Raw genomic sequence first — 24,107 nt, 5'->3', positions numbered from 1 at the left:
GCTTACCTGGATCCGAAAGGTGAAGGGGACCGTAGCATGCCAGCTAACCAGAGGCCGGGTCCAGACGTCAGGGACGGTGCTCTGGGGGACCCGCGTGATATGGCGAAAGCTGAATTGCCTGAACCCTAATCTCCAGGAGATGGAAGTTCGCATCCACCGGAAAGACGTCCGAAACCGGTGCCGGTCCTGCGGTCGCGGTGAAAGAAGGCCAAGCAACCTCCGGGACAGGGAGCGATGCCCAGTGAGGGCATTTAAGGAGATGAGTGGGGCGCCTACGTCACGCTATTACGTACGACAGGGACGAACGTGGGATCGCCTAACGGGCGCGAGCCCTATGGTGACGGAGGGGCCGTAGTAGTCGCCGGAGTAACGACCGGCCAGGGAGGGCGGGAAAGCCGTCTACATTCGGGCGAAGGGCCCCAGGTGATCGGACACCCGAAGTCGGGAGGTATGCGAAATGCAGAGCGCCGAGACGGTGTTGGGTGTCCTGCGTGAGCGCGGCAGACGCGGTCTGCCGTGTGAGGAACTGTATCGACAGCTGTTCAACCCGCAGTTGTATCTGCTGGCCTACGGGCGCATCTATGCCAACAAGGGTGCGATGACGCCTGGGGTCACGCAGGAAACCGTGGACGGCATGTCCGTGCGGAAGATCGACCGCATCATTGATGCGATGCGCCACGAGCGTTATCGATTCCGCCCGGTGAGGCGAGTTCATATCCCGAAGAAACAGAGCGGAAATACTCGGCCTCTAGGTCTGCCAACGTGGACGGATAAATTAGTAGGCGAAGTGATGCGTCTCCTCTTGGAGGCTTACTACGAGCCTGCCTTCTCCGATCGCTCCCACGGCTTCCGGCCAGGAAAGGGCTGCCACACCGCGCTGCGGGAGGTGGCCAACACCTGGACCGGAACAACCTGGTTTATTGAGGGCGACATCGCCGACTGCTTCGGGAGCCTCGACCATGAGGTCACGCTCCGGTTGCTGGGCGAGAAGGTCCATGACCAGCGGTTCCTGCGGCTGGTGCGCAACATGCTCGAGGCCGGATACCTGGAGGACTGGGTCTGGAACGCGACACTCAGCGGGGCTCCGCAGGGCGGCGTCGTTTCCCCCGTGATCTCCAATATTTACCTGCACAAGCTGGACGAGTTCGTCGAGAAATCCCTGATTCCTGAATACACCCGAGCGAAGCTCCGAGCGCGTAATCCGGAGTATCGGAAGGTGGAGCAAGCGATCGTACGTGCCCGCCGGCGAGGTGACCGTGCTGAAGTGCGGTCCCTCTATCGGAGGTTGCATAGTCTCCCGAGCCAGGATCCGAATGATCCGAACTATCGGAGACTGCGCTACGTGCGGTATTGCGATGACACCTTGCTCGGGTTTGTCGGGCCGAAGGCCGAAGCCGAGGAAGTGAAGCAGCGGATCGCGAAGTTCCTGCGTGATGATCTCAAGCTGGAACTGTCGCAGGAGAAGACGCTGATCACTCATGCCCGCACCAAGAGGGCGAAGTTCCTCGGCTACGAGATCTCAGTAGCAAGCATGAACCAGAAAACGAGACGGCCATCGGCAAGCGACCGGCGAAACCGCCGGTCTGTATGCGGAACGGTAGTCCTGCATGTGCCTGCCTCTGTGGTCAAGGCCAAGAGCGTCCCGTACTTGTCGCGCGGAAAACCCGCGTGCCGAAACCCTCTCGTCAACGAGACCGACTACGTCATCGTGGGCAAATATGGGATCGAGTACCGGGGCATTGTCCAGTACTACCTCCTGGCCAGTGATGTCCAGCGGCTTCACCGGCTGCGCTGGGTCATGGAGACCTCCATGCTCAAGACCCTGGCAAGAAAGCACGGCTCGTCGGTGACGAAGATGGCGGCCCGCTTCAAGGCCAAGATCACGACGCCGCACGGGCCACGCACGTGCTTCGAGGCCACCTTGGCGCGAGACAACAGGAGAGAACTGGTCGCCCGCTTCGGGGGAATTCCTCTCAAGCGGCAGAAGACGGCAGAGTTGACCGACCGTCTGACCGGTCCGGTCTATCCGCATAAAGAGCTGATCCGTCGGCTCGCTGCGAATAGATGCGAGCTCTGCAAGCAGCCGGGCGAGGTGGAAGCCCACCACGTCAAGTCGCTCGACAAGCTCCAACAGGCCGGTGACGCATCCTCCGATTGGGTGAAGATGATGGTCGCGCGCCGCCGCAAGTCCATTGTGGTCTGCGGCAGTTGTCACGACCGCATCCATCAGAGGAAACCGACTGCAACGCGCACGCAGTAGTCACTGGAGAGCCGTGCTGCCCGGAAACGGGCATGGCCGGTTCGGTGGGAGGCCGGACGGAAAAGGACCTGTTCAGCAGGCACCTCGTCGTCCGGCCGACCCTACCCGCACCCTGCTCGACGAATGGGCCTATCTGCGGCCCTACACCAGCAACGACGAACGCACCGCAGTCCTGGCAGACTTCCTCCACACCTACAACCACCACCGATGCCACACCGCACTCGGAGGCGAGCCACCCATCACCCGCGTCAACAACCCTGCGGGTCAATACAGCTAGGGCGTGTCCGACGGGTCGTGTGACCAGGCGGTGTTCATGTCGTTCCGATCCTCGTGGGGCGGGGTGACCTATCCGACGCAGAGTGGGCTCAACTGGAGCCGCACTTGCCGAGGAACACGGGGCGGGGTGGGCGGTGGAAGAGCCACCGTAAGGTGGTCAACGGCATTCTCTTCCGCCAGCGGACGGGTATCCCCTGGCGGGATCTGCCACGACGCTTCGGAAAGTGGAAAACGGTCTACGACAGGCACCGTCGCTGGTCAGCGGACGGCACATGGGACAGGGTCCTGCGGGCCATCCAGGCCGATGCTGACGCGGAGGGCCGGATCGACTGGAGCATGGTCAGTGTGGACTCGACATCCTGCCGAGCTCACCAGCACGCCGCCGGTGCCCGTAACCGCCCACCACGCGTTCCGGGCCGGCGTGGCCGACCCACTCAGCACCGTGACGACGAGGCCCTGGGCCGCTCCCGGGGCGGGTTGACCTGCAAGATCCATCTGGCCTGTGACGGAGGCAGACGTCCCCTGGCATTCACCATCACGCCGGGCCAGTGGGGTGATGCCCCGCAATTGATCCCTGTGCTCGAACGCATCCGTGTTGCCCGCCCCGCCGGAGGGCATCCGCGCACGCGGCCCGACCACGTCAGCGGCGATAAGGCGTACAGCTCCCGGGGTAACCGGCACTACTTACGCCGTCGGCACATCAAGCACACTATCCCCGAACGCAAAGACCAGCGGGCCAACCGGCAGCGCCGAGGCAGCGAGGGCGGTCGGCCCGCCGGTTTCGACGCAGCGGTCTACAAGCGCCGCAACGAGGTGGAACGGACGATCAACGCCCTCAAGGGCTTCCGGGCCGTAGCCATGCGGTTCGACAAGCGGGCATACGTCTTCCACGGCACCGTGACCGTCGCGGCCGTACGCCTTTGGCTCCGCTCATGACTGCCGACAGTCACGGATTGGCGCCTTGGTGCTGATGAAGTGACGCGCTAGGCACAGCCTTTCCAGCAGTCAGTTAATGCTGGTCGGCATCCTCCTCGGCAAGGACCGCTGCGTCAGTGGTGCCACCCTCTATGGCGTTGACCAGATTTCCCGCAGGTTTGTAAATGTCGATACCGCCCCCAAGCGCGGCCATCTTCACTTCTTCCTCTACGAAAACCTTGTGCGCGCCCAGATTCATATGACTTCTCCCATCCTCTGGTCAGGGACCGATGGGCCCCACCTCAGGCATGTTGGTAACTGCGTTACCTTACCTTCTTGATCCAACCTGTCCGGTGGCCTTGTCAACCGCAGTTCGTCGGGTTACCCAATGCGACCTCCTCCGAGGTCGCATCACGGAAGACGCGCCACGGGTTGTTGTTCGGGTCCTGCTGGGCCTTGCCCGGACAGTGGGAGGCTTCGACCCACCACTTGTTCTCGAAGACCTTGCCGTCAAAGATGACTGTGAATGGTCCTGCTCCTGACTGGCCGTTCCACGGTTCTGCCCGGTTGTCCATGAGGGTGTCCTTCCTGGCTGGAGATAGTCCGGTCCCGCCGGAACGATCATGATCAGGGCCGAGTCATTGAGTTGACCAGACTTGCCGGCAAGGTTGGCTGAAAAGGGCACTCTTGAATGGGAGAACCCCAGATCAACGAGTGACGCTGCCCGCATGGGGTGACCTATCGGACAGGCCCTAGGCCTTGGGACAGAGGACGTCGCGGGCCGGCCGCTTCCCGTCCGTCAGGAACTCGGTCACCTTCCGGTTCCCGCAGGCGTTGCCGTTGGCGAGGTACGAGCCGTGCCCGCCGGCGTCGACGGACACGAGCCGGGCCCGGTCTCCGAGGGCGCGGCGCATCTGCAGGGCACCGCTGTACGGCGTGGCGGGGTCGCGCAGGTTCTGCACCATGAGGATGTTGGAGGGCCCGTCGGAGGTGATGCGGGCGGGTTTGTCGGCCGGGTCGTGGTCCCAGAAGGTGCACGCCGAGACGTTTGCCGGCATGCCGGCCGTGAGCGGGTGCCGGACCCGGTCGGCGGCGACGGCGCGCCGGTAGGAGTCGACGGAGCGCGGCCAGCGCGCGTCGTTGCAGATGACCGCCATGCCCACGGACGCATCGCGCGGCTGCAGCGTGAGGTACGCGGGACGGGGCATGGTCAGGGGCCGGTCGGAGAGGGCCGCGCGGAAGAAGTCGCCGAAGTCCGGGAACTGCTTGTCGGAGTACAGGGCCCCCTGCAGCATCTGCCGCAGCAGATTGCCGGTGAGGAGGTGCCCGTCCGTGAACTTCTTCGGCTCGCGGTCGAGCTTCGCGGCGGTGGAAAGGAACAACGGCCGTACGTCCTCGGCGCGTTGGGCGATGCCGTGCTCGGCCGCCCAGGCGGCGAAATCGGGGAAGCGGTCGTCGGCGCCGACGGCCATGTTGGCCAGCCAGCCGCGCTCGACGCGCTCCGGGTCGGGGTCGTCGTTGCTGTCCAGCACCCAACGATCGGTGTGCTGCGGGTACTTCTGGGCGTACTCGGCGCCCACGTACGTCCCGTAGGAGACGCCGTACGCGGACAGCTTCCGCTCGCCGAGGGCCTGCCGGAACCGCTCGATGTCGCGGACCTCGTTGGCGGTGGACATGCTGCGCAGGACGGAACCGCCGTTGCGGGCGCACTGCTCGGCGATGCGGCGGGAGTGCTCGACGTTCGCGGTGATGCTCCCGTCGGGGGCGGGCCAGGAACGGTAGGTGGTGATGTCCCGGTCGTTCTCGTCGAGCCCGCAGTCGGCGGTGGTGCTGCCGCCGACCCCGCGCGGGTCGAGCCCGACGATGTCGTACGCGCCACCGGTCTCCTTGCGGATCTGCTCCGCCCTGTTCTTCACCATGCCCACCCCGGATCCCCCGGGCCCGCCGGCGATGAGCAGCAGGGTGCCGCGGCGGTGCGCGGGCTGATCGGTGCGAAGTCGGCTGACTGCTATGTGGAGTTGCTCGCCGCCGGGTTTGCGGTAGTCGAGGGGGACGGGGAGGGTGGCGCACTCCCGGGCATCGGCGGCGGAGGCGCCGTCGCAGGGGTGCCAGGAGAGGGAAGGGGGTGCTGCTGCGTGGGCGGCGGGTGCGGTGAGGGTGGCGGCTATGGCAGTAGCGGAGAGGGTGAGGAGGAGGGTGCGGCGAAAGGTCATGGGGGCAAGTGTGGTTGTGCGGTGCGCACTTGCCCATCCGGCTGGCCGATCCCCTAAGGGTGGGGATATCCCCCCTCACTCGGCACGGGTGTGCGCCACGAGGGCGTTGGCGTGCCCGTGGCCCAGCCCGTGCTCGGCCTTGAGCCAGGAGACGAGCTCCATGTGCTTGGTCAGGGGCGAGGAACGGATGAGGTCCTTCCACTCCGCCACGGGGCGGCCGTACTTCTTCTCGATGGCGGGGAAATAGCTGGCGGGGCCCTTCACGGTCTCAGTCATGCGGGCAGCATGACACGGCCCTCTGACAGCGCCGCGGGGGCCGGAGCGGCTGCCGGCGTTTGCGGGCGCGGCTTCAGGCCGACTGGAAACCGTCAAGACGGCCGGTCTGGTGTTGATCTTGAGTAGGGGGTCGGGTGCAGAATGTGACCATCCGTTTCCGATCCTCTTCCGATCCAAGGAGTTCACCATGTCGCGACGCGCGTTACGCCTCGGTCTGGCCGCCATGACGGTCATCGGCCTCACGGCCTCCGCGGCCCCCGCCGCCACCGCTGCCGATTCCGGGGCCGGCACGTGCCGCAAGGGCGAGTTCTGCCTCTTCGGCGGCGCGCACCAGACCGGGAAGATCCTCTACCGGGTCAACGTCAAGGTCACCAAGACCGGCTTCACGTTCCCCGAGGTCGACGCCCTCGACCCCGTGATCACGCCCCGCTCGGCATACAACCCCATCCCCGACGACTTCGGCTGCATCGTGCGCCTCAACGACCAGACGCACTTCGCCGGTTCCGAGCAGGAGATCGCCGGCTTCGGCACGAAGGAACTGAGCGGTGCCCCGGTCGGCTCCATGGTGAGCGACTGCGGCTGACCCGCCGTGCGAGGCCGGGCGGCGCGGCGGCACCGCCCGGCCTGCGGGCGGGGGCGGGGTGGTGTGCGGGTTCACAGCCAGCCCTTGCGCCGGGCTATCCGTATCGCGTCGAGGCGGTTGCGCGCCCCGGTCTTCTGCACGGCCGACAGGAGGTGGTTGCGCACGGTGCCGGCCGACAAGTGGAGGCGCCGGGCCGTCTCCGCGGGGCCTTCGCCCTCGGCGGCGAGTGCCAGGATCTCCGTCTCCCGCGGGGTGAAGGGGCTGGGCGTGCTCGCGCTGGCCAGCAGGGCGACGTCCGGTGCGACGGCCCTCCGGCCGTTCTTCACATGCTTGATCGCCTCGATGAGCGTCTGCGGCGACGCGTCCTCGGTGACAACCCCGGCCGGATCGGCGGCCAGTGCCCGGCGCGCGCCGCCGGGGGAGAGGCTGCGGATCACCAGCAGGACCGGCCGCCGGCCGAAGGTCCGGCGCACGCCGTCGAGCACGGCGATCTCCTCGCGCTCCGCGCTGTCCAGGAACACCAGCAGGACGTCCGGCCGCCGCAGGCCGGGGACGGGCCGGGCCGAGGCCGGGTCGCCGGCCTCGCCCAGGACCCGGATGTCCGCCTGGGATGCCAGCATGGCTGAGATGGCCCCGCGCGGCAGCGCTCCTTTGGCCAGAACGAACAACTCGATGATGCCCTGCCCCGGATCGGCCGGGTCGCCCCGGCCGGTGCATCGGCACAACTCCGGGGCAGTGCAAGGACATCGGTCGGCGACCACCGTTTCGGTGAGGCATGCACCGCTCATCAATTCCCGTCCTCCCGTAGACGAAAATCATCGGAATACCTCGGCGGGCCTGCTCCGTAATCGGACAATCTCGCTGCCGAGTGGCTGCAGAGTGGAACGGGCAGGCAAAAGCAGAGCAAGGCTGCGGAAGATGGAGAGGCTGCGGCCGGTCAGGGGCGGCCCGGCGCCCCGCGGGGCGGGCCGGTGGCTTCGCCTGTGCTGACGAGCCGAAATAAGCAGCCGAAAACGCGCATCATAAAATCCCTTCCCCCGTGCCACCCCTCCGGACACTTCCCCAAGGCACCACAATGGTCAACTGGCCGTGGATTACCGGGGATCCGTGTCCGGGCAAGGTTGATCTGATCCGCACCATGGACAGTAGGCAGCCGCTTTGCCGGTGTCAACAACGTTACATGTGGGCTGCATTGGGGTGTACATGCACTTCGATGGTGTTCCGGATACGGATTTCGGCCATGTTATGGACCGTGGAAAACCCATGGTTTTCGCGCCCGATGGGCGGTGTGTGGGTGCCCGTGCCGATCAAAGAGGTATCAAGGGGGTGTCGACAAAGGCGCCGGAGCGGACGGGCGCCGGGGGAGGGGACACCGATGCTGAGGAACACCCGCGCCGTCACCCGCGTCGTGCTGCGGCGCGCGGCCGCCGGCTGCTGTTCCGCCGTGCTGTTGCTGTGGGCGGTGGCCGGCCCCGGAGGCGCGGTCGCGCCGGCCTTCGCGTCCACCCCGCCGGACGGGCCGAAGGAGCCGTCGCTGGCAATCCCATACGGTGCCCAGGAGTTGTGGCGCAACGGCATCACGGGCCGGGGCGCGACCGTCGCCGTCCTCGTCTCGTACGGGGACCCCCGCGTCGGGGAGTTCATGGCCGACTACGACCGCCAGTACGGGCTGCCGCCCGCCGACATCCGGCGCATCGAACCCGCGGGAAAGGTCCCCACGTGCACCGATCCCGGAGTGAACACCGGTAACTGCCGCACCTGGGAGTCGGAGACCCGCATCGACGTCGCGATGATCCACACAATGGCCCCGCGGGCCCGCATCCTGATCGCGGCGACCCCGGTCGACGAGACCCAGGGGGAGACGGGGATGCCCGAGATGATGCGCGCCCTGGACCACATCACCCGGCACCGGCTGGCCGACGTGGTGTCGATGAGCTTCGGTTCGCCCGAGGAGAACTTCCGCGACCCGCACTCGATTCCCGCGTACCGCAAGGCGTTCGAGAGGGCCCGCCGCGCCGGCATCACCCTGGTCGCCTCCTCGGGCGACCACGGGCCCACCGGACCGCTCCGGGACCGTCAGGACCGCGTGCACTCCCACCGCGTCGTGGCCTGGCCGGCCTCCGACCCGCTCGTGACCGCCGTGGGCGGGGTGCAGCTGCACGTGGACGCGAGCGGGCGGCGCACGTCCCCCGACACGCTCTGGCCCAGGTCGGGGGCGGGCCGCTCGGCGCTGTTCCCTCGCCCCGCCTGGCAGTCCCGGGTCGTGGACGACGGCGCCGACGGGCGTTCGGTGCCGGACGTGACCATGCAGGGCGCCAGCGGAACGTCGCAGGCGGCCCCGCTGTTCGCGGGTGTCCTGGCGCTGGCGGTGCAGCGCCACAACGGCCCGCTGGGCGACATCAATCCCGCGCTGTACCGGCTGGGGCGGCGCGGCGCGGCGGCGAACGGGATCGTCGACGTCACCGAGGGGGACAACTCCTTCGGCGGGGTACGGGGGTTCGCCGCGGGGCCCGGATACGACACCGCCAGCGGATGGGGCACCGTGGCACTGGACCGCTTCACCCGGGCGCTGGCCCACGAGGCGGACATGGCGTGATCGAGCCGTAACGACGCTGTCCCGGTACCTGCCGATGTGCTGCGTCTGCACCAACTGTGCTAGGACGAGCAGTATTTGAGACTCGGCGCCGCCGGTGACGCCACCGCCGCCGAGCACCGACCGACCGGCAGGGGAAGGACAGCGTGGACGAGCACGTCAGCACGGGCACCGACCGCATCGGGCAGCCCGACCGGGGGACGCCCCATCCGGGCTTACCCCAGGGGTGGGCCGGAGCCCCCACCCCCCGCCCCGCGCCGGATCCCGGCGCCCGGACCTGGGCCGTACGGCTGACGGGCGTCACCAAGACGCACGGCAGCGGCCGCAACGCCGTCACTGCCCTCGACGACGTGTCCGCCGAGCTCCCCCGCGGCAGCTTCACCGCCGTCATGGGCCCCTCGGGCTCCGGCAAGAGCACCTTCCTGCACTGCGCCTCCGGGCTGCAACGCCCCGACCGCGGCACCGTCGAGATCGGCGACCGTGACCTGGGCGGCCTGAGCGAGACCGCACTGACCGAACTGCGCCGCGAGCGCATCGGCTTCGTCTTCCAGGGCTTCAACCTGCTGCCCGCACTCACCGCGGAACAGAACATCACGCTCCCGGTACGGCTGGCCGGTCGCCGGCTGCGCCTGGACAAGCAGTGGCTCGAACAACTCGTGGACAGCACGGGCCTGTCCGAACGCCGCAGGCACCGCCCCGGCGAGCTCTCCGGCGGCCAGCAGCAGCGGGTGGCCATCGCCCGGGCCCTGATCACCCGGCCGGAGGTGGTGTTCGCCGACGAGCCGACGGGGGCGCTGGACACCACCACCGGGCGCGCCGTCCTGGAACTGCTGCGCCGCCTGGTGCACGAGACGGGCCAGACCGTCCTCATGGTCACACACGACCCCGTGGCGGCCTCGTACGCGGACGCCGTGCTGCTGCTCGTCGACGGGCGCATCATCGAGGTGCTGCACAGCCCGACGGCCGAGGCGGTCGCCGGGCGGATGACGCGGCTGGAGGGCTGAGCGCCGTGCTCCTTCGACTCGCCTGGTGGACGGTGCGGTTCCGCAAGGTCTCCTTCGCCGGCTCCTACGTCGCCATGGTCTGCGCACAGGCACTGGTCACGGCATGCGCAGTGCTGCTGGAGTCCGGCAGCCGGGCCGGTGCCGGGGACGGCGGCCCCGACGTGGTGTCCTTCGCCGTGCCGTTCGGCTTCATCTGCCTGTTCGTCGCGGCGTTCGCCGTGGCGGGCACCTTCTCGCTGTCCGTGCGCCAACGGCTGCGCGAGATCGCCCTGTTGCGGGCGATCGCCGCCACCCCGGGCCAGATCCGCCGCCTGGTGGCCTACGAGGCGCTGGTGGTCACCGTGGCCGCGGCACCGCCCGGCTGCGGCTTGGGCGTGCTGCTCGCCCTGGCCATGCGGGCGCAGCTCACCTCGCAGGGGATGCTCCCGGGTTCCTTCTCGCTCGACTTCGGCCCGGTGAGTCTCCTGTCCGCGGTGGGGGTGTGCTGGGCGACCGCCGAGGCCGCGGTGTGGGCGGGGGGCCGCCGCGCCGCACGTGTCCAGGCCATCGAGGCACTGGGCGAGGCGGTGGTGCCGAGGCGGCGGCTCGGGGTGGTCCGCGCCGCCGTCGGGCTGGCCGTGCTCGGCGGCGGACTGTGGGGACTCACGGCGATCGCGGATTCCCGGGGGTCGGACCAGACCAACACGGCGACGTCCATGGTCATGGTCCTCCTCGTGGCCGTGGCCCTGCTCGGGCCGTGGATCGGCCGGCTGGCCGGGGCCGTGTGCGGGCTGCTGTGCCGGGTGCTCTTCCCCACGGTGGGCCTGCTGGTGCGGGCGAACCTCCGCACCGGTCACCACAGGCTGGCCGCCGCGGTGACCCCGCTCGCCCTCACCGTGGCGTTCGCCGCCGTGGCGTTGTTCGTGCCGGAGATGAAATGGCACGAGCTCCAACGGCAGGACCAGGGGCGTCTGGTGGCCGACCACCTCGTGCGCGTGCCCGGCAAGGAGGTGCCTTCCGGGATCGCGGAGAACGGGCCGGTGGCCGACGTCGCACGGCTGCCCGGCACCGGGACGGCCGTCGGCGTCACCGGGACCTTCGTCGACGTGATCGCCGGGTCCGGCACCCGGCATCCCGGCGCGGTGACCCAGGCCGTCTCCGGCGGGCGGCTGGACCGGGTGCTGGACCTGGGCGCACAGGACGGTGGCCTGCCGGAACTCGGGGCGCACGACGTGGCGTTGAGTACCGGCCTCGCCCATCAGGTCGGCGTACAGGTCGGCGACGGGCTGCAGCTGGAGATGGAGGACGACAGTGTCCAGCAGGTGCGCGTCGTCGGCCTCTACACCCGCAGCCGGGGCTTCGGGGACGTGCTCGTGCCCGAGCGGCTCGCAGCCCCGCACCTGGACCGCGAATGGCCCGATGACGTCATGGTGTACGTGCGCAGTCTCCCCGGCGAGGATGGCATGGTCGCCCACGGGCTGGCCGCGCTCCGTACCGAGCACCCCGGCTGGCAGGTGCAGGACCGGGCGGAGCGCCGGGCCGAGGCCCGCGAGGCGCAGAACCGCTCGATGACCGCAACCTATCTGCTCCTCGGTGTGGTCACCCTCTTCACCTCCATCTCCGTCGTGAACACGCTGGTGATGACGACGATGGAGCGGTCACGCGAGTTCGCGCTGCTGCGCCTGGTCGGGGCGACCCGGAGGCAGGTCGTCCGCATGATGCGGCTGGAGCACCTCGTCACCGTCGCGGCCGCGCTGGCGGTCGGCGCCGCCGTCGCCGCGGCGGTGCTCGTGGCTGCGGCCAAGGCACTCACCGGCTCCGCCGACCCGTACCTGCCGGCCTCGACCACCTTCCTCATCCTGGCCGGTGCCGGGGCCCTGGCCCTGGCGACCGGAGTGACGGTCACCCGCATCGCCCTGAGACAGCGGCCGGAGGACGCGCTGCGCGGAGCGGAATGACTGCGGCTGCCCGAGGCAGACCGATGCGGGGTGGCGGGCAACCGCCGCCCCGCTCTTCGTATTCCGGTGCACGGCAACTGCCTGCCGACCGTGGACAATCCACGGAGCAAACCGTGGATTTCACGCTTGTCCCGCCCCGCCCGGTCCGGCGATCATTGTTAATGCCGGGAAGAAACCGAACGCTTGGGCAGGGGGAATAGTGGACAAGCGGTACGACGTCTACTGCATGGCCGATCGCCACTTCTACGACCTGCCGGAAAACACCGCGAGCGAGGAGGAGCTGCGTGAGCAGTCCTTTGTCGCGGACGGAATCCCGCTGCCGTCCGGCTGGCAGAAGACCGCGATGGGCGACTGGCTCGTCTGCAATCCTCCCGGCCTGCAACTCCCCGACCAGGGCTGGAAGATACACGCCTCCGCGCACAAGGGAAATGCCGACACCGTCCTGGAGACTGTCCTCCGTTACTGCATACCCCGTGGGATCTCCTTCAAATACCTGGCGAACCGCCAGGCGCTGTTCAACCGGAATCTGAAGTACGCCGACCGCGGGGCGAGCGGCAAGTTCATCACGATCTATCCGCTCGACGAGGAGATGTTCCAGCGCATCCTCGAAGACCTCGCCGCCGAACTCGAAGGCCAGGAAGGGCCGTACATCCTCAGCGACCTGCGCTGGGGCGACGGTCCCCTGTACGTGCGCTACGGGGGGTTCGTCGGACGGCACTGCCTCTCGGACACCGGAGCCCTGGTCGGCGCGATCGAGAACGACCGGGGAGAGCTCGTGCCCGACCGGCGGGATCCGGTCTTCCATGTCCCGGAATGGGTCGAACTCCCCGGCTTCCTGCGCCCCCACCTCGAAGCGCGCAGCAAGGGCACCGCGGACGACATCGGCTACACCGTCGAGAATGCGGTGCACTTCTCGAACGGGGGCGGGATCTACCAGGCCCGGGACCGCAGGACCGGCCGCAAGGTGATCCTCAAGGAGGCCCGTCCGTACGCCGGCCTCAGTGCGGACTCCACCGATGCGGTGACCAGGCTGCGGCATGAACGGCACATTCTGGAGCGCCTGCGCGGCATCGCCGCGGTGCCGGAGGTCCTCGACTACTTCGAGTGGGGCGGCCACGAGTTCCTCGTCCAGGAATTCGTCGAGGGCGACACGCTCAGCAAAATGTTCGCGCACCGCTGCCCGCTCAACGAGCGGGAGACGTCCGCGGCCGAGGCGAAGTCCTTCACCGAATGGGCCGTCGGCATCTCCCGGCAGGTGGAAGAGGCCGTCGACCGCATTCACGAACGAGGCATCGTCTTCGGGGACCTGCACCCGTTCAACATCCTGGTGAGCGAGGACGGACGGGTCTCGTTGATCGACTACGAGGTGGCCTCCGAGGACACCGAGAACTTCAAGCCCTCCCTCGTCAACCCGGCCTATTCTGCCCCGATGGACCGTGCCGGATTCGAGCACGACCGCTATGCCCTGGGCTGTCTGCGGCTGGCTCTTTTCCTGCCGCTTACCACACTGCTGCGCCACGACATGGGCAAAGTGGCAGACTTCGCCGAGGAGATCCGGCGGAATTTCCCCGTACCGCCGGGATACCTGGAAAAGGCCGTCGCGGACATCATGGGCGTGCCCGAGCGGGAGGCGACGGAGTTCCTGCGTACCCGGACCGGGCGCATGCCCGGCGCCGGTGCCGCCACCACCGCGCACCTGCCACCCCTGGCAACCGGGCCGGAGGACTGGCCCCTGCTGCGCGACTCGATCGCCCGCGCCATCGTGCGCAGCGCCACCCCGCAGCGGGACGACCGCCTCTTCCCCGGCGACATCGAGCAGTTCCACACCGGCGGCCTGAACCTCATGCACGGAGCCGCCGGCGTCCTCCTCGCCCTGTCCGATGCCGGCTGCTCGTACCCCCCGGAGTTCGACCGGTGGCTCGAACGCCGGGCCCTGCAACCGCGGCCGGAGGACCGGCTCGGCCTGTACGACGGACGGCACGGCGTCGCGTACGCGCTGCTGAAGCTGGGGTACGCGGACACCGCCGAGGAACTCGTCGGCCTCTGCCTCAAGGAGAGGTGGGAGGGCCTGGGCAACGACCTGCGGAGCGGACTCGCCGGCATCGGACTCAACCTGCTCGCCTTCGAGGAGGCAACGGGAGACGCCGACTACCTGCGCGCCGCACAGCATGCGGCCGGCCTGGTCGTCGAACGCCTGGGCACCGAGGACTCCGTGCCCGCCACGAGCGGCGGAACCCACCCGTACGCGGGTCTGCTCCGCGGCGGTTCCGGCACGGCACTGTTCCTCCTGCACTTGTACGAACGCACCGCCGACAGCGCCCTGTTGGCGGCAGCCCGCACGGCGCTGGGCCAGGACCTGCGCCGGTGCGTCACACGGGACAACGGCATGATGCACGTGGACGAGGGCTGGCGGACCATGCCCTACCTGGCCACCGGCAGCGTCGGCATCGGACCGGTCCTCGACCGGTATCTGAGCCACCGGCCGGAGGAGGACCTGATCCGGTCCTCCGACGCCATCGCCGAGGCCGCCTGCTCCCAGTTCTACGTGCAGCCGAACCTCTTCAACGGCCGGGCCGGCATGATCCTTCACCTCGCCCAGCGGGCCGGCGCCCGACCGGGCGACGAGCGAACGGCACATGACCTCGCCCAGCAGGTCAAGCTGCTAGGCCTGCACACGCTGCCCTTCGGCGGCGACGCGGCCTTCCCCGGCGAGATGCTGATGCGCCTGTCCATGGACCTGGCGACCGGTTCCGCCGGAATCCTGCTGGCCCTGGCGGCCGCAGCACACGACGGCCGGGTCGGCCTGCCCTTCCTGGCCGCCCCATCGGTGCCGCGCGGCACCGCCTCGTGAGCGGCCCGCACCCTCAGCTCCCTTTCCCCGGCCACGCCACGCAAGGGCAACCGGCGGAAGGGGTCGTGAAATCCCCATGTTCGACCGATCAGCGAAAGGAGAACGACCATGGCTCTGCTTGACCTCCAGGGACTTGAGCAGCCGGAGGGCGACGAGATGGCGCCCATGAGCAGCACGAGCAAGAACTGCAGCAACTCCAGCTGGATCGCCTGCAACTGATCCGGCGGTCCCGTACCGACCGATGACAGTTTTCGAATCGACAGGAGGAACGACCATGGCTCTGCTTGACCTTCAGGGACTTGAGCAGCCCGCGGGTGACGACATGGCGCCCATGAGCAACAACAGCGAAAACTGCAGCAACTCCAGCTACGTGTTCTGCAACTGACCCGCCGGTTCATCACACGCGAGCCGCGTGGACGTCTGCGTCCACGCGGCTCGCCGCGACATCAGGAGCCACACCATGCCGGTACTGGGTCCAGGACCGGGCGCCCGGCTGCTGCGCACGGCAGCGCGTGCCGCCGCTGCCCGGACGGCGCTCCTCGTACTCGCCAACATCGCGAGCACCGCCGCCCAACTCGCCCTGCCGGCTGTCCTCGGACGCACCGTCGACTCCCTGACCGGCCACGACGACTTCGTGCCGTGGCTGCTGTGCTGCGCGGCGCTGGTGGCCGTGTACGTGAGCACCGAGGCGCTCAGCGACTGGACGGCCGGTGTCGTCCAGGCCCGCTCCGCCCTCCTGCTCCGCCGCATAGCCACGCGCCGACTGCTGGACGCCGGCCCGTACGGAGGGGGAGCCACCCGGTCCGGCGGATTCGCCGCACTCCTCCTGGAGAGTGCGGCGGCGGCCTCCGCGGGGACCAACGCCGCCGTCTGGCTCGGCTTCTCCGCGGCGCCTGCCGTCGTGAGCATGTGCGCGCTGTGGTGGACGGACCTGTGGGTGGGTGCGGTCTTCACCTGCGGCCTGCCGGTGGCGGCCTGGTGCCTGAAGACCTTCGCCACGGACAGCTCCCGGCTGGTGACGCGCTATCTGGCCGACCAGAGCGAGATCTCCGAGCGGCTGACGGAAGCCCTGGGCGGGGCACGTACGATCGCGGCGTCCGACACCGCTGCCCGTGAACAGGAGCGCATTCTCCGGCCGTTGCCGAACCTGCGCCGCAGCGGCGAGGCCCTGTGGCGACTCCAGGGGCGGACGGTCGCCCGGAGCACCGTGCTGTTTCCGCTCGTACAGATCGCGGTGATCGCCACCGCCGGGCTCGCTCTCGCTCAGGGCCGCATCACCCCCGGGCAGATGCTGGCTGCTGCCGAGTACGCGGCCATGGGCACGGGGCTGGGCATGTCGATGATGTTCCTGGGCCAACTGGCACGAGCCAGGTCCGGCGCCGAACGCCTCGGCACGGTCACGGACTTGGAGCCCATGCGATACGGGCCGCCTGAATCGCCGGACGGACACCCGGATGTGCCTTCGCCCGTGCCGTCCCCCGCACCCGGCGCCCGCGTGGAGCTCAGGGGGGTGCGCGTATGTCGCGCCGGACGGCAGGCCCTCGACGGCGTCGGACTGACCGTGGAGCCCGGCCGCGTCACTGCACTGGTCGGCAGGTCGGGCGCGGGCAAGTCCACGGTCACCGCACTGTTGGGCAGGCTCCTCGACCCCGACCACGGCGACGTGCTCCTGGACGGAGTCCCCATCGCCCGCCTGCCCAAGGACGTGCTGCGCCACCAGGTGGCCTTCGCCTTCGAAAGGCCCCGCCTGTTCGGGCAGGACGTCGCCGAAGCCGTCGCCGCCGCGCCCGGCGTCCCCCACCGGGACGTGGTGCACGCGGCCCGCCTGGCGCGGGCCGAGTCGTTCATCGACAGACTGCCCGCCGGATATGCCACCCCGCTGGGGGACGCAGCCCTGTCCGGCGGCGAGATCCAGCGCCTCGGCCTGGCCCGGGCCTTCGTGCGACCGGCCCGGCTGCTCCTGCTCGACGACGCGACCTCCAGTCTCGACATGGCCACGGAACACGAGATCGACCAGGCACTGGCCGCCGGAAGGGCGGGCACGACACGGGTGATCGTCGCCCACCGGGTGTCGAGCGCGGCCCGCGCCGACCGCGTGGTCTGGCTCGAGAACGGCCAGGTGCGCGCCGTCGGCACCCACCGGGAGCTGTGGCGGCAGGCGGAGTACCGGGCGGTCTTCCAGCCGGCGGCGGCGACGTCGGCCGTCCCCGGGACCCGGGGAGCCGCGGGATGAGCGCCGCGTGGACCGTGAGCCGCAGGTACCTGTGGTCCTGGCTGCGCCGCTCCCCGTCGGATGCGGCCCGCGTCCTCCTGTGGACGGGCGTCGAGACCGTCCCGGCCCTGCTCTCGGGCCGGCTGGTGGCGCTGTCCGTCGACACGGGATTCCTCGACGGCGCACCGGTCGTGGGCGTGCTGTGGCTGGTGGCCCTCGCCGCCTGCGCCGCCGTCGGCGCCTATGGCGCCAGGGGCGCGCTGGCACGCACCGCGGCGATCGTCGAACCCCTGCGGGACGCGCTGGTCGCGTACACGGTCGCAGCGTCCCTGCGCCGGGCGACGCACGACGATCACTGGCGCCAGGACCTGTCCGGGGTGGCCCGTATGACACGACAGGTCGAGATCGTCCGTGAGGCGGTGGGCACCCTGATCACGGTGGTCAGCCGTTTCGCCTTCACGTTCGCAGGAGTGTGCATCGGCACGCTGACGCTGGACGGCGCCGCAGCGGCATTGATCTTCGCCCCGGTGATCGTGTCGGTGGCCTGCTACGTGCTGTCCCTGCGCAAGGTCGCCCGTGCGCAGCTGCGCGCCGCCGTCGCCTCGGAGGAACTGGCTCAGAAAGCGGGCGAGTTGGCGTCCTCCTTACGTGATGTGACCGCCTGCGGCACGGAGGAACCGGCCTTCCGCAGGCTGGAGGCCGCAGCACGGGAGACGGCCCGGGCCGAGGAACTGCTGGCCCGTCTGAACGCCGTGCGGACCGTCGTCCTGGGCCTGAGCGGCTGGCTGCCGCTGGTCCTCGTCCTGGTGTGGGCGCGGTGGGGGGACGCCGGGACGAGTGCGGGGACGGTGCTGGGCGTGCTGACCTACGTGGCGCAGAGCCTGCGCCCCGCCGTACAGGCCCTCGTCCAGGGGCTTGGGACGACCGGTGTGCGCCTGTTCGTCACACTGGGTCGCATCCTGGAGGGCGGCGAGGAACCCGCGGTCGACGCGCCGGGACCGGCAGTGGACGGCGACACGGGTACGGGCGGGGGCGCGGCAGTGACCCTGGACCACGTGTCCTTCGCCTACGCCGCAGGCGGCAACGACGTGCTCACGGACCTGAGCCTGCACGTGACACCGGGAGAACACCTGGCCGTCGTGGGCCCCAGCGGCATCGGCAAGTCGACCTTGGCCGCCGTCATGGCCGGCACCCGCACGCCCACGCGCGGGCACGTCACGATGGACGGCGCACCCCTGCGCGACATTCCCCCGGAGCGCCGTGCGTACCTCCCCCAGGAGGCCTACGTGTTCACGGGCACTCTCCGCGAGAACCTGGCGTACCTGTGCCAGGGGGAGGCCGAAGAAGGACGGCTGGCCGAGGCGGTGGAGAAGATGGGTCTGCACGAACTCGCCGACCGCATAGGCGGGTTGGACGGCGTCCTGGACCCCGACCGCCTCTCCTCCGGCGAACGCCAGCTGATCGCACTGGCCCGCGCCCACGCATCGCCCGCACGCCTGCTCATCCTGGACGAGGCGACGTGCCACCTCGACCCGGCAACGGAGGCCTGCGCCGAGGAGGCCCTGCGCCGACGCGGGGGGACGCTCGTCGTCGTGGCTCACCGCATCAGCTCCGCCCGGGCCGCGGACCGCGTGATGGTGATGGACGGCTCACAGGTCCGCACGGGCACCCACGCCGAGATGCTCGCCGCATCGCCGCTCTACCGTGACCTGGTCGGCTTGTGGCACGCGGATGCGGTGTGAGGTCGGCACACCCAAGTCCAGCTCACCCACCCGCTGTTCCCCGCTCGTCTCGCCCGTCGCCCGGAAGCCGAGACCGAGGTAGAACCCTCCGGGGCCGTCCTCGCCCGGGTGCCAGGTGGTGGTGAGGCGGGTGCCACCGCGCCGTCGGATCTCGGCGGCGACGGACTCGACGGCGAAGCGGCCGTAGCCGCGGCCCTGTTCGCCGGCGGCGATGTTGAGGCGCCAGAGGCCGGAACGGATGTCGGTGCCCGTGCCGTCGCCGGCGAAGTCGATATCGAAGAAGGCCATGAGGAAGCCGACGGCCCGGTCGCCGTCGAGGACGAGACGGGGCCACGCGGTGTCGGGGTGGATGTAGGCCTCGGCCAGGGACTTCACCACGGGTGAGACCAGGTGCTCCTGGTCGGGGCGGACCTTCAGGGCTGTTGCGGCGTCGAAGTTGGCGGGGGTGATGGGCTCAAGGCGGGTGGTGGTCGTCATGTGGCGACGATAGGAGAGGTGATCAAGTGAATTGCCGTGGTCCTCTCCTCGCGGGACGTGGCGGAGGTCCGCGTTCCGCCGCACCCCGCACCTGGCTGTTTTTGCCGCTGCATCGTCAACTGCCGTACCAGTAACCTGTGTTCGAGAACACGAAGGGGGATCGTGTGACAGGGTTCATGATGGACAGGCCGGACGGACTCGACGGGCTCGCCGACCAGGCGCGTGCCCTCGCCTCCGGCGAGGTGACCTCCCGCGAGCTCGTCGAACGCTCGTTGGGCCGGATCGCGGCGACGCAGCCGACGCTCAACGCCTTCCGGCGCGTGCGCGCCGAGGCCGCGCTGGAGGAGGCCGAGCAGGCGGACCGGCTGCTGGCGGCGGGGGAGCGCGGACCGCTGCTGGGGGTGCCCGTCGCCGTCAAGGACGACATGGACGTGGCCGGGGAGCCGACCGCCTTCGGGTGCCCGGGGGACTTCCCGCCGCAGCGCGCCGACGGTGAGGCCGTGCGCCGGCTGCGGGCCGCGGGGGCCGTGATCGTCGGCAAGACCAACACCCCGGAGCTGGGGCAATGGCCCGTCACCGACGGGCCGGCGTTCGGGGTCACGCGCAACCCGTGGAGCCCGGAGCACACGCCCGGCGGGTCGTCGGGCGGCTCGGCCGCGGCCGTCGCCGCAGGTCTCGTCGCGGGGGCGCTGGGGTCGGACGGGGCCGGCTCGATCCGGATCCCGGCCGCGTGGACGCACCTCGTGGGGATCAAGCCGCAGCGCGGACGGATCTCCACCTGGCCCGAGCGCGAGGCGTTCCACGGCATCACGGTGCACGGGCCGCTGGCGCGGACGGTCGCCGATGCGGCGCTGCTGCTGCAGGCGGTGAGCGGTTCGCACGCCGGGGACGTGCACCGGCCGCGGGCCGTCGACGTCGTGGCGGCCGCCCGGCGCGAGCCGGGGCGGCTGCGGATCGCGCTGTCCCTGCGGCCCGCCTTCGCCGCCGTGCGGCACTGGCTCTCGCCCGCCGCGCGCGAGGCGACGGTGCGCACGGCCGAGCGGCTGGAGGCGCTGGGGCACGAGGTGGCGGCGGAGGAGATCGCCTACGGGCCGATCGGGCCGGCCTTCCTGCCGCGGGCCATGGCGGGGGTGCGGGACCTGGCCCTGCGGGTGCCCGACCCGGCGCGGCTCGATCCCCGGACGCGGGCCACCGCGCGGAGCGGCCGGCTGCTGGAGGCGACCGGTCTGCTGCGGCTGGCGCGGGCCGCGGAAGGGCCGCTGCGGCACCGGGTGGGGGAGATGTTCGGGCGGTACGACGTCCTGCTCACGCCGACGACGGCGGTGCCGCCGCTGCGCACCGGCGATCTCGCGGGGCTGGGCACCCGGGACACCGACGCCGCGATGACCGCGGCGTGCCCGTACGCCTGGCCGTGGAACGTGCTGGGGTGGCCGGGGGTGAGCGTGCCGTCGGGGTTCACCGAGGGCGGGCTTCCGCTGGGGGCCCAGCTGCTCGGTCCGGCGGGCGGGGAGCCGGTGCTGGTGTCGCTGGCCGCGCAGTTGGAGGCGGACCGGCGGTGGTACGAGCGGTGGCCCGGCAGCGCCGGGTGGGCCGGGGACCCGGTCTCAGCGCGGGGCGCCGCTTGAGATCAGCAGCAGGGCCGCGACGGCGGCGAGCGGGATGAGGATCACGAGGGCCAGGCCCTTGGGGTTGCGGCGGGCGTACACCCAGCGGTTGCCGTAGCGCTGGCGCGCGGGGCGCGTGAAGCGGTTCTGGTGGCGCATGGGATCGAGGGTACGGATGGGTGTTCGGGGGTGCGGTGTGGCGTGCGCCGGATGGGTGTGTCCGGTGAGCCTTCGTGCCCCGTCAGGGGCGCGGGGAACTGCGCGACCAGCCACGACGCGCCCGCAGGTGACGTGCTGCACCGGGGTGGTGCGTCGGCTGCAGGCCGACGGTGGCTGATCGCGCAGTTCCCCGCGCCCCTGACGGGGCGCTACGGCGCCAGAATGTCCAGCTCCGCCATCGCGCCGCGTGCAATCTCCCGCGTCAGCCGCTCCGCGGTCTCCGCGTCCCGTTCCCGGACCGCCTCCGCCACCCGGACGTGCAGGGTGACCGCCGCCGGGTCGGGGTCCGTGAACATCACGTGGTGGTGGGTGCGGCCCGTGAGGACCTCGGCCACCACGTCGCCCAGGCGCGCGAACATCTCGTTGCCGGAGGCGCGGAGGATCACGCGGTGGAAGGCGATGTCGTGCACCAGGTAGCCGTCCAGCTGCTGGCCCCGTGAGGTGGCCACCATTCCGAGGGCGTGCCCGGTGAGTTCGGCACACTGCTCCGGCGTGGCGAGGCGGGCCGCGAGGCCCGCGGCCACCGGTTCGACGGCGGAGCGCAGCACGGTGAGGGAGCGGAGCTGGCGGGGGCGGTCGGGACCGGCCAGCCGCCAGCGGATCACCTGGGGGTCGTAGACGTTCCACTCCTCGGTCGGGAGGACGGTCACGCCGACCCGGCGCCGGGAGGCCACCAGGCTCATGGACTCCAGGACGCGTATCACCTCGCGCACCACCGTGCGCGAGACGTCGAAGCGCTGCTCCAGCTCGTCCGTGCGCAGCACCGTGCCCGGCGGGTATGCGCCCGCCGTGATCGCGGGTCCGAGGGAGTCCAGCACGCGTGCGTGCAGCCCCTGGCCTCCCCCGTGGCCTCCCTGTCCCTGCTTGCTCATGGGGTCAGCCTACGGGCCGGGCGCCCACGCGATTAAGTATGACGTTTACGTCACAGTGTCTTGAATACGTCGTACTCATAAGTTTCAGTGTCCTCCATGTCGACGGAGACGGAACCCCGGACGGAACCCCGCGTCATCGTGGTGATGGGCGTGGCAGGAACGGGCAAGACCACGGTCGGGCCCCTGGTGGCGGAGGCGCTCGGCGTCCCCTATGCCGAGGGCGACGACTTCCACCCGGCCGCCAACATCGCCAAGATGTCGGCCGGGACTCCACTGGACGACACCGACCGCGCCCCCTGGCTCGACGCCATCGGCGACTGGGCGCGCGGGCGGGCCGGGCTGGGCGGCGTGGTCAGCTGCTCGGCGCTCAAGCGCAGCTACCGCGACCGGCTGCGGGCCGCGGCCCCGGGGCTCGTCTTCCTCCACCTCACCGGCGACTACGAGCTGATCGCCGCCCGGATGGCCGCCCGCAAGGGCCACTTCATGACCACCCGGCTGCTGGACTCCCAGTTCGCCACCCTCGAACCGCTCGGGGCCGACGAGGCGGGCATCGCCGTTGATGTCACGCCCGAAGCGGCCGTCATTGCCGAGCGGGCGGCCGCCGCACTGCGGCGGCTCTGACCCCCTCACCTCCCCCCAACTCCCCCCAACTTCCCCCCTAGGAAAGCCCCGTGAGCACTCTCAGCGTCGAGATGCTGGCCGCGGACGCACCCGCCCCGATCACTTCGGCGGGTCACGCGCAGCTGGGCATCGCCGTTCTCGTCGGCATCGCCGTCATCGTCCTTCTCATCAGCCGCCTCAAACTGCACGCTTTCCTGTCGCTGACGATCGGATCCCTCGTCCTCGGCGCCGTGGCGGGCGCCCCGCTGGACAAGGCCATCGCGAGCTTCTCGGCCGGGCTCGGCTCCACCGTCGCCGGTGTCGGCGTGCTCATCGCGCTGGGCGCGATACTGGGCCGGCTGCTCGCCGACTCCGGCGGCGCGGACCAGATCGTGGACACCATCCTGGCCCGCGCGAGCCGGAGTTCGATGCCCTGGGCGATCGTGCTGATCGCCGGGATCATCGGCCTGCCGCTGTTCTTCGAGGTCGGGATCGTGCTGCTGATCCCGGTGGTGCTGCTGGTCGCCAAGCGCGGCGGGCACTCCCTGATGCGGATCGGCATCCCCGCGCTGGCGGGCCTCTCCGTGATGCACGGCCTGGTGCCCCCGCACCCCGGCCCGCTGGCCGCCGTCGACGCCATCCACGCCGACCTCGGCGTGACCCTGGCCCTGGGCGCGCTGATCGCCGTGCCGACAGCCGTGATCGCGGGGCCGCTGTTCTCCCGGTACGCGGCCCGCTGGGTCGACATCGCCCCGCCGGAGAAGCTGATCCCGCAGCGCCCGTCGGAGGAGCTGGAGCGGCGCCCGGGCTTCGCCGTCACCGTGGGAACGGTGCTGCTGCCCGTGGTGCTGATGCTGGGCAAGGCCCTGGTGGACGTCGTGGTGGACGACCCCAAGAACCATGTGCAGCGCGTCGCGGACGTGGTCGGCTCCCCGCTGATCGCCCTGCTCGCGGCCGTGCTGGTCGGGATGGTCACGCTGGGCCGCGCCGCCGGCTTCGGGCGCGACCGGATCGCCGGGACCGTGGAGAAGTCCCTCGGTCCCATCGCGGGCATCCTGCTGATCGTCGGTGCGGGAGGCGGCTTCAAGCAGACGCTGATCGACGTCGGTGTCGGGCGGATGATCCTGGACTTCTCCAAGGACTGGTCGGTGTCGGCCCTGTTGCTGGCCTGGCTGATCGCGGTCGGCATCCGGCTGGCGACCGGCTCGGCCACGGTGGCCACCATCTCGGCGGCGGGGCTGGTCGCCCCGCTGGCCGCCGGGATGAGCACGACGCACACGGCCCTGCTGGTACTGGCCGTCGGCGCCGGATCGCTGTTCTTCTCCCACGTCAACGACGCCGGGTTCTGGATGGTGAAGGAATACTTCGGCATGAGCGTGGGGCAGACGCTCAAGACGTGGTCGCTGATGGAGACCGTTATTTCGGTGGTGGGGCTGGGGTTTGTGATGCTGCTGTCGCTGGTGGTGTAGCGCC

The 24,107-nt window shown here is 70.2% G+C and carries 21 protein-coding genes and 2 pseudogenes; 15 read left to right on the top strand and 8 right to left on the bottom strand.

Translation table 11 applies throughout. The annotated features are described in order from the left end of the window. The first annotated feature begins 457 nt into the window (after positions 1 to 457). The 3 genes and pseudogenes from ACMATS_RS15015 to ACMATS_RS15005 all read left to right on the top strand — a co-directional run bounded on the left by ACMATS_RS15015 (position 458) and on the right by ACMATS_RS15005 (position 3,472). Positions 458 to 2,260, top strand: a complete 1,803-nt coding sequence (locus tag ACMATS_RS15015) for a reverse transcriptase domain-containing protein (RefSeq protein ID WP_414168149.1) — start codon at positions 458 to 460, stop codon at positions 2,258 to 2,260. Between the two features lie 103 nt (positions 2,261 to 2,363). Then, positions 2,364 to 2,537, top strand: a pseudogene (locus ACMATS_RS15010) (integrase core domain-containing protein); the annotation flags it as partial. Between the two features lie 53 nt (positions 2,538 to 2,590). Further along, on the top strand, positions 2,591 to 3,472 hold the full coding sequence (locus ACMATS_RS15005) for an IS5 family transposase (RefSeq protein ID WP_390776174.1): 882 nt from the start codon (positions 2,591 to 2,593) through the stop codon (positions 3,470 to 3,472). Positions 3,473 to 3,545: 73 nt separating this feature from the next. Here ACMATS_RS15005 and ACMATS_RS15000 read toward each other — a convergent pair whose 3' ends face one another. The 4 genes from ACMATS_RS15000 to ACMATS_RS14985 all read right to left on the bottom strand — a co-directional run bounded on the left by ACMATS_RS15000 (position 3,546) and on the right by ACMATS_RS14985 (position 5,940). Next, the gene (locus ACMATS_RS15000) at positions 3,546 to 3,710 is read right to left on the bottom strand and encodes a rod shape-determining protein (RefSeq protein ID WP_390776175.1); all 165 of its coding nucleotides are present in this window, start codon (positions 3,708 to 3,710) and stop codon (positions 3,546 to 3,548) included. 103 nt (positions 3,711 to 3,813) lie between these two features. Next, a complete protein-coding gene (locus ACMATS_RS14995; protein ID WP_390776176.1) occupies positions 3,814 to 4,026 on the bottom strand; it encodes a hypothetical protein in 213 nt (70 codons plus the stop codon). 177 nt (positions 4,027 to 4,203) lie between these two features. Beyond that, positions 4,204 to 5,664 carry an alpha/beta hydrolase gene (locus ACMATS_RS14990; protein ID WP_390776177.1) on the bottom strand — a complete coding sequence of 487 codons (1,461 nt, stop codon included), beginning with the start codon at positions 5,662 to 5,664 and terminating at the stop codon, positions 4,204 to 4,206. A gap of 75 nt (positions 5,665 to 5,739) precedes the next feature. Then, positions 5,740 to 5,940 (bottom strand): DUF4287 domain-containing protein, encoded by a 201-nt coding sequence (locus ACMATS_RS14985; protein WP_390776178.1) that lies wholly within the window; start codon positions 5,938 to 5,940, stop codon positions 5,740 to 5,742. A 187-nt stretch (positions 5,941 to 6,127) separates the two neighbouring features. Between ACMATS_RS14985 and ACMATS_RS14980 the strand changes: the two genes are divergently transcribed. Further along, positions 6,128 to 6,523 carry a hypothetical protein gene (locus ACMATS_RS14980; protein ID WP_390776179.1) on the top strand — a complete coding sequence of 132 codons (396 nt, stop codon included), beginning with the start codon at positions 6,128 to 6,130 and terminating at the stop codon, positions 6,521 to 6,523. A 71-nt stretch (positions 6,524 to 6,594) separates the two neighbouring features. On the opposite strand, the gene ACMATS_RS14975 is transcribed toward ACMATS_RS14980, so the two are convergent. Further along, a complete protein-coding gene (locus ACMATS_RS14975) occupies positions 6,595 to 7,143 on the bottom strand; it encodes a DNA-binding response regulator (RefSeq protein WP_390776180.1) in 549 nt (182 codons plus the stop codon). 755 nt (positions 7,144 to 7,898) lie between these two features. Here ACMATS_RS14975 and ACMATS_RS14970 point away from each other — a divergent pair. The 8 genes from ACMATS_RS14970 to ACMATS_RS14935 all read left to right on the top strand — a co-directional run bounded on the left by ACMATS_RS14970 (position 7,899) and on the right by ACMATS_RS14935 (position 18,862). Further along, a complete protein-coding gene (locus ACMATS_RS14970) occupies positions 7,899 to 9,119 on the top strand; it encodes a S8 family serine peptidase (protein ID WP_414168148.1) in 1,221 nt (406 codons plus the stop codon). 287 nt (positions 9,120 to 9,406) lie between these two features. After that, positions 9,407 to 10,120: an ABC transporter ATP-binding protein gene (locus ACMATS_RS14965; protein WP_390776772.1), complete on the top strand. Its 714-nt coding sequence runs from the start codon at positions 9,407 to 9,409 to the stop codon at positions 10,118 to 10,120. A 5-nt stretch (positions 10,121 to 10,125) separates the two neighbouring features. Then, positions 10,126 to 12,057, top strand: coding sequence for an FtsX-like permease family protein (locus tag ACMATS_RS14960; RefSeq protein WP_414168147.1), 1,932 nt, complete (start codon positions 10,126 to 10,128; stop codon positions 12,055 to 12,057). Between the two features lie 199 nt (positions 12,058 to 12,256). After that, the gene (lanKC, locus tag ACMATS_RS14955; protein ID WP_414168146.1) at positions 12,257 to 14,908 is read left to right on the top strand and encodes a class III lanthionine synthetase LanKC; all 2,652 of its coding nucleotides are present in this window, start codon (positions 12,257 to 12,259) and stop codon (positions 14,906 to 14,908) included. A gap of 108 nt (positions 14,909 to 15,016) precedes the next feature. Further along, on the top strand, positions 15,017 to 15,127 hold the full coding sequence (locus ACMATS_RS14950; protein WP_390776184.1) for a SapB/AmfS family lanthipeptide: 111 nt from the start codon (positions 15,017 to 15,019) through the stop codon (positions 15,125 to 15,127). Positions 15,128 to 15,182: 55 nt separating this feature from the next. Beyond that, entirely contained in the window at positions 15,183 to 15,293 is a 111-nt protein-coding gene (locus ACMATS_RS14945) for a SapB/AmfS family lanthipeptide (protein WP_390776185.1), read from the top strand. A 75-nt stretch (positions 15,294 to 15,368) separates the two neighbouring features. Continuing rightward, positions 15,369 to 17,141: an ABC transporter ATP-binding protein gene (locus ACMATS_RS14940; RefSeq protein WP_414168145.1), complete on the top strand. Its 1,773-nt coding sequence runs from the start codon at positions 15,369 to 15,371 to the stop codon at positions 17,139 to 17,141. Continuing rightward, positions 17,138 to 18,862, top strand: a complete 1,725-nt coding sequence (locus ACMATS_RS14935; RefSeq protein WP_414168144.1) for an ABC transporter ATP-binding protein — start codon at positions 17,138 to 17,140, stop codon at positions 18,860 to 18,862. Before ACMATS_RS14940 ends, ACMATS_RS14935 begins: the two co-directional genes overlap by 4 nt. Positions 18,863 to 18,874: 12 nt before the next feature. Here the strand turns inward: ACMATS_RS14935 and ACMATS_RS14930 are convergent. Further along, positions 18,875 to 19,339, bottom strand: a pseudogene (locus tag ACMATS_RS14930) (GNAT family N-acetyltransferase); the annotation flags it as partial. 179 nt (positions 19,340 to 19,518) lie between these two features. Here ACMATS_RS14930 and ACMATS_RS14925 point away from each other — a divergent pair. Then, positions 19,519 to 20,964 carry an amidase gene (locus ACMATS_RS14925; protein WP_390776773.1) on the top strand — a complete coding sequence of 482 codons (1,446 nt, stop codon included), beginning with the start codon at positions 19,519 to 19,521 and terminating at the stop codon, positions 20,962 to 20,964. Here ACMATS_RS14925 and ACMATS_RS14920 read toward each other — a convergent pair. Both ACMATS_RS14920 and ACMATS_RS14915 read right to left on the bottom strand, forming a co-directional pair. Next, positions 20,944 to 21,102 carry a hypothetical protein gene (locus tag ACMATS_RS14920; protein ID WP_336416148.1) on the bottom strand — a complete coding sequence of 53 codons (159 nt, stop codon included), beginning with the start codon at positions 21,100 to 21,102 and terminating at the stop codon, positions 20,944 to 20,946. The two genes, ACMATS_RS14925 and ACMATS_RS14920, sit on opposite strands and share 21 nt — an antisense overlap. A gap of 209 nt (positions 21,103 to 21,311) precedes the next feature. Then, positions 21,312 to 22,034, bottom strand: a complete 723-nt coding sequence (locus ACMATS_RS14915; RefSeq protein ID WP_390776188.1) for a FadR/GntR family transcriptional regulator — start codon at positions 22,032 to 22,034, stop codon at positions 21,312 to 21,314. A gap of 96 nt (positions 22,035 to 22,130) precedes the next feature. Between ACMATS_RS14915 and ACMATS_RS14910 the strand changes: the two genes are divergently transcribed. Both ACMATS_RS14910 and ACMATS_RS14905 read left to right on the top strand, forming a co-directional pair. Then, positions 22,131 to 22,655, top strand: coding sequence for a gluconokinase (locus tag ACMATS_RS14910; protein WP_390776189.1), 525 nt, complete (start codon positions 22,131 to 22,133; stop codon positions 22,653 to 22,655). Between the two features lie 50 nt (positions 22,656 to 22,705). Next, positions 22,706 to 24,103, top strand: a complete 1,398-nt coding sequence (locus ACMATS_RS14905; protein WP_390776190.1) for a gluconate:H+ symporter — start codon at positions 22,706 to 22,708, stop codon at positions 24,101 to 24,103. Positions 24,104 to 24,107: the final 4 nt, after the last annotated feature.

The sequence above is a fragment of the Streptoverticillium reticulum genome (assembly GCF_047456005.1).
GTDB lineage: Bacteria > Actinomycetota > Actinomycetes > Streptomycetales > Streptomycetaceae > Streptomyces > Streptomyces reticulum.
The sequence above is the reverse complement of the archived record's forward strand: the minus strand, read 5'-3'. Positions and strand labels throughout refer to the sequence as shown.

Bases quoted from the DNA above. Each gene is read 5' to 3' on its own strand.
- ACMATS_RS14990 (WP_390776177.1), bottom strand. From the start codon at position 5,664: ATGACCTTTCGCCGCACCCTCCTCCTCACCCTCTCCGCTACTGCCATA.
- ACMATS_RS14915 (WP_390776188.1), bottom strand. From the start codon at position 22,034: ATGAGCAAGCAGGGACAGGGAGGCCACGGGGGAGGCCAGGGGCTGCAC.
- ACMATS_RS14925 (WP_390776773.1), top strand. From the start codon at position 19,519: ATGGACAGGCCGGACGGACTCGACGGGCTCGCCGACCAGGCGCGTGCC.
- ACMATS_RS14945 (WP_390776185.1), top strand. From the start codon at position 15,183: ATGGCTCTGCTTGACCTTCAGGGACTTGAGCAGCCCGCGGGTGACGAC.
- ACMATS_RS14970 (WP_414168148.1), top strand. From the start codon at position 7,899: ATGCTGAGGAACACCCGCGCCGTCACCCGCGTCGTGCTGCGGCGCGCG.
- ACMATS_RS14950 (WP_390776184.1), top strand. From the start codon at position 15,017: ATGGCTCTGCTTGACCTCCAGGGACTTGAGCAGCCGGAGGGCGACGAG.
- ACMATS_RS14980 (WP_390776179.1), top strand. From the start codon at position 6,128: ATGTCGCGACGCGCGTTACGCCTCGGTCTGGCCGCCATGACGGTCATC.
- ACMATS_RS15015 (WP_414168149.1), top strand. From the start codon at position 458: ATGCAGAGCGCCGAGACGGTGTTGGGTGTCCTGCGTGAGCGCGGCAGA.
- ACMATS_RS14940 (WP_414168145.1), top strand. From the start codon at position 15,369: ATGCCGGTACTGGGTCCAGGACCGGGCGCCCGGCTGCTGCGCACGGCA.
- ACMATS_RS14985 (WP_390776178.1), bottom strand. From the start codon at position 5,940: ATGACTGAGACCGTGAAGGGCCCCGCCAGCTATTTCCCCGCCATCGAG.
- ACMATS_RS14920 (WP_336416148.1), bottom strand. From the start codon at position 21,102: ATGCGCCACCAGAACCGCTTCACGCGCCCCGCGCGCCAGCGCTACGGC.
- ACMATS_RS15000 (WP_390776175.1), bottom strand. From the start codon at position 3,710: ATGAATCTGGGCGCGCACAAGGTTTTCGTAGAGGAAGAAGTGAAGATG.
- ACMATS_RS14910 (WP_390776189.1), top strand. From the start codon at position 22,131: ATGTCGACGGAGACGGAACCCCGGACGGAACCCCGCGTCATCGTGGTG.
- ACMATS_RS14995 (WP_390776176.1), bottom strand. From the start codon at position 4,026: ATGGACAACCGGGCAGAACCGTGGAACGGCCAGTCAGGAGCAGGACCA.
- ACMATS_RS14935 (WP_414168144.1), top strand. From the start codon at position 17,138: ATGAGCGCCGCGTGGACCGTGAGCCGCAGGTACCTGTGGTCCTGGCTG.
- ACMATS_RS14975 (WP_390776180.1), bottom strand. From the start codon at position 7,143: ATGCTGGCATCCCAGGCGGACATCCGGGTCCTGGGCGAGGCCGGCGAC.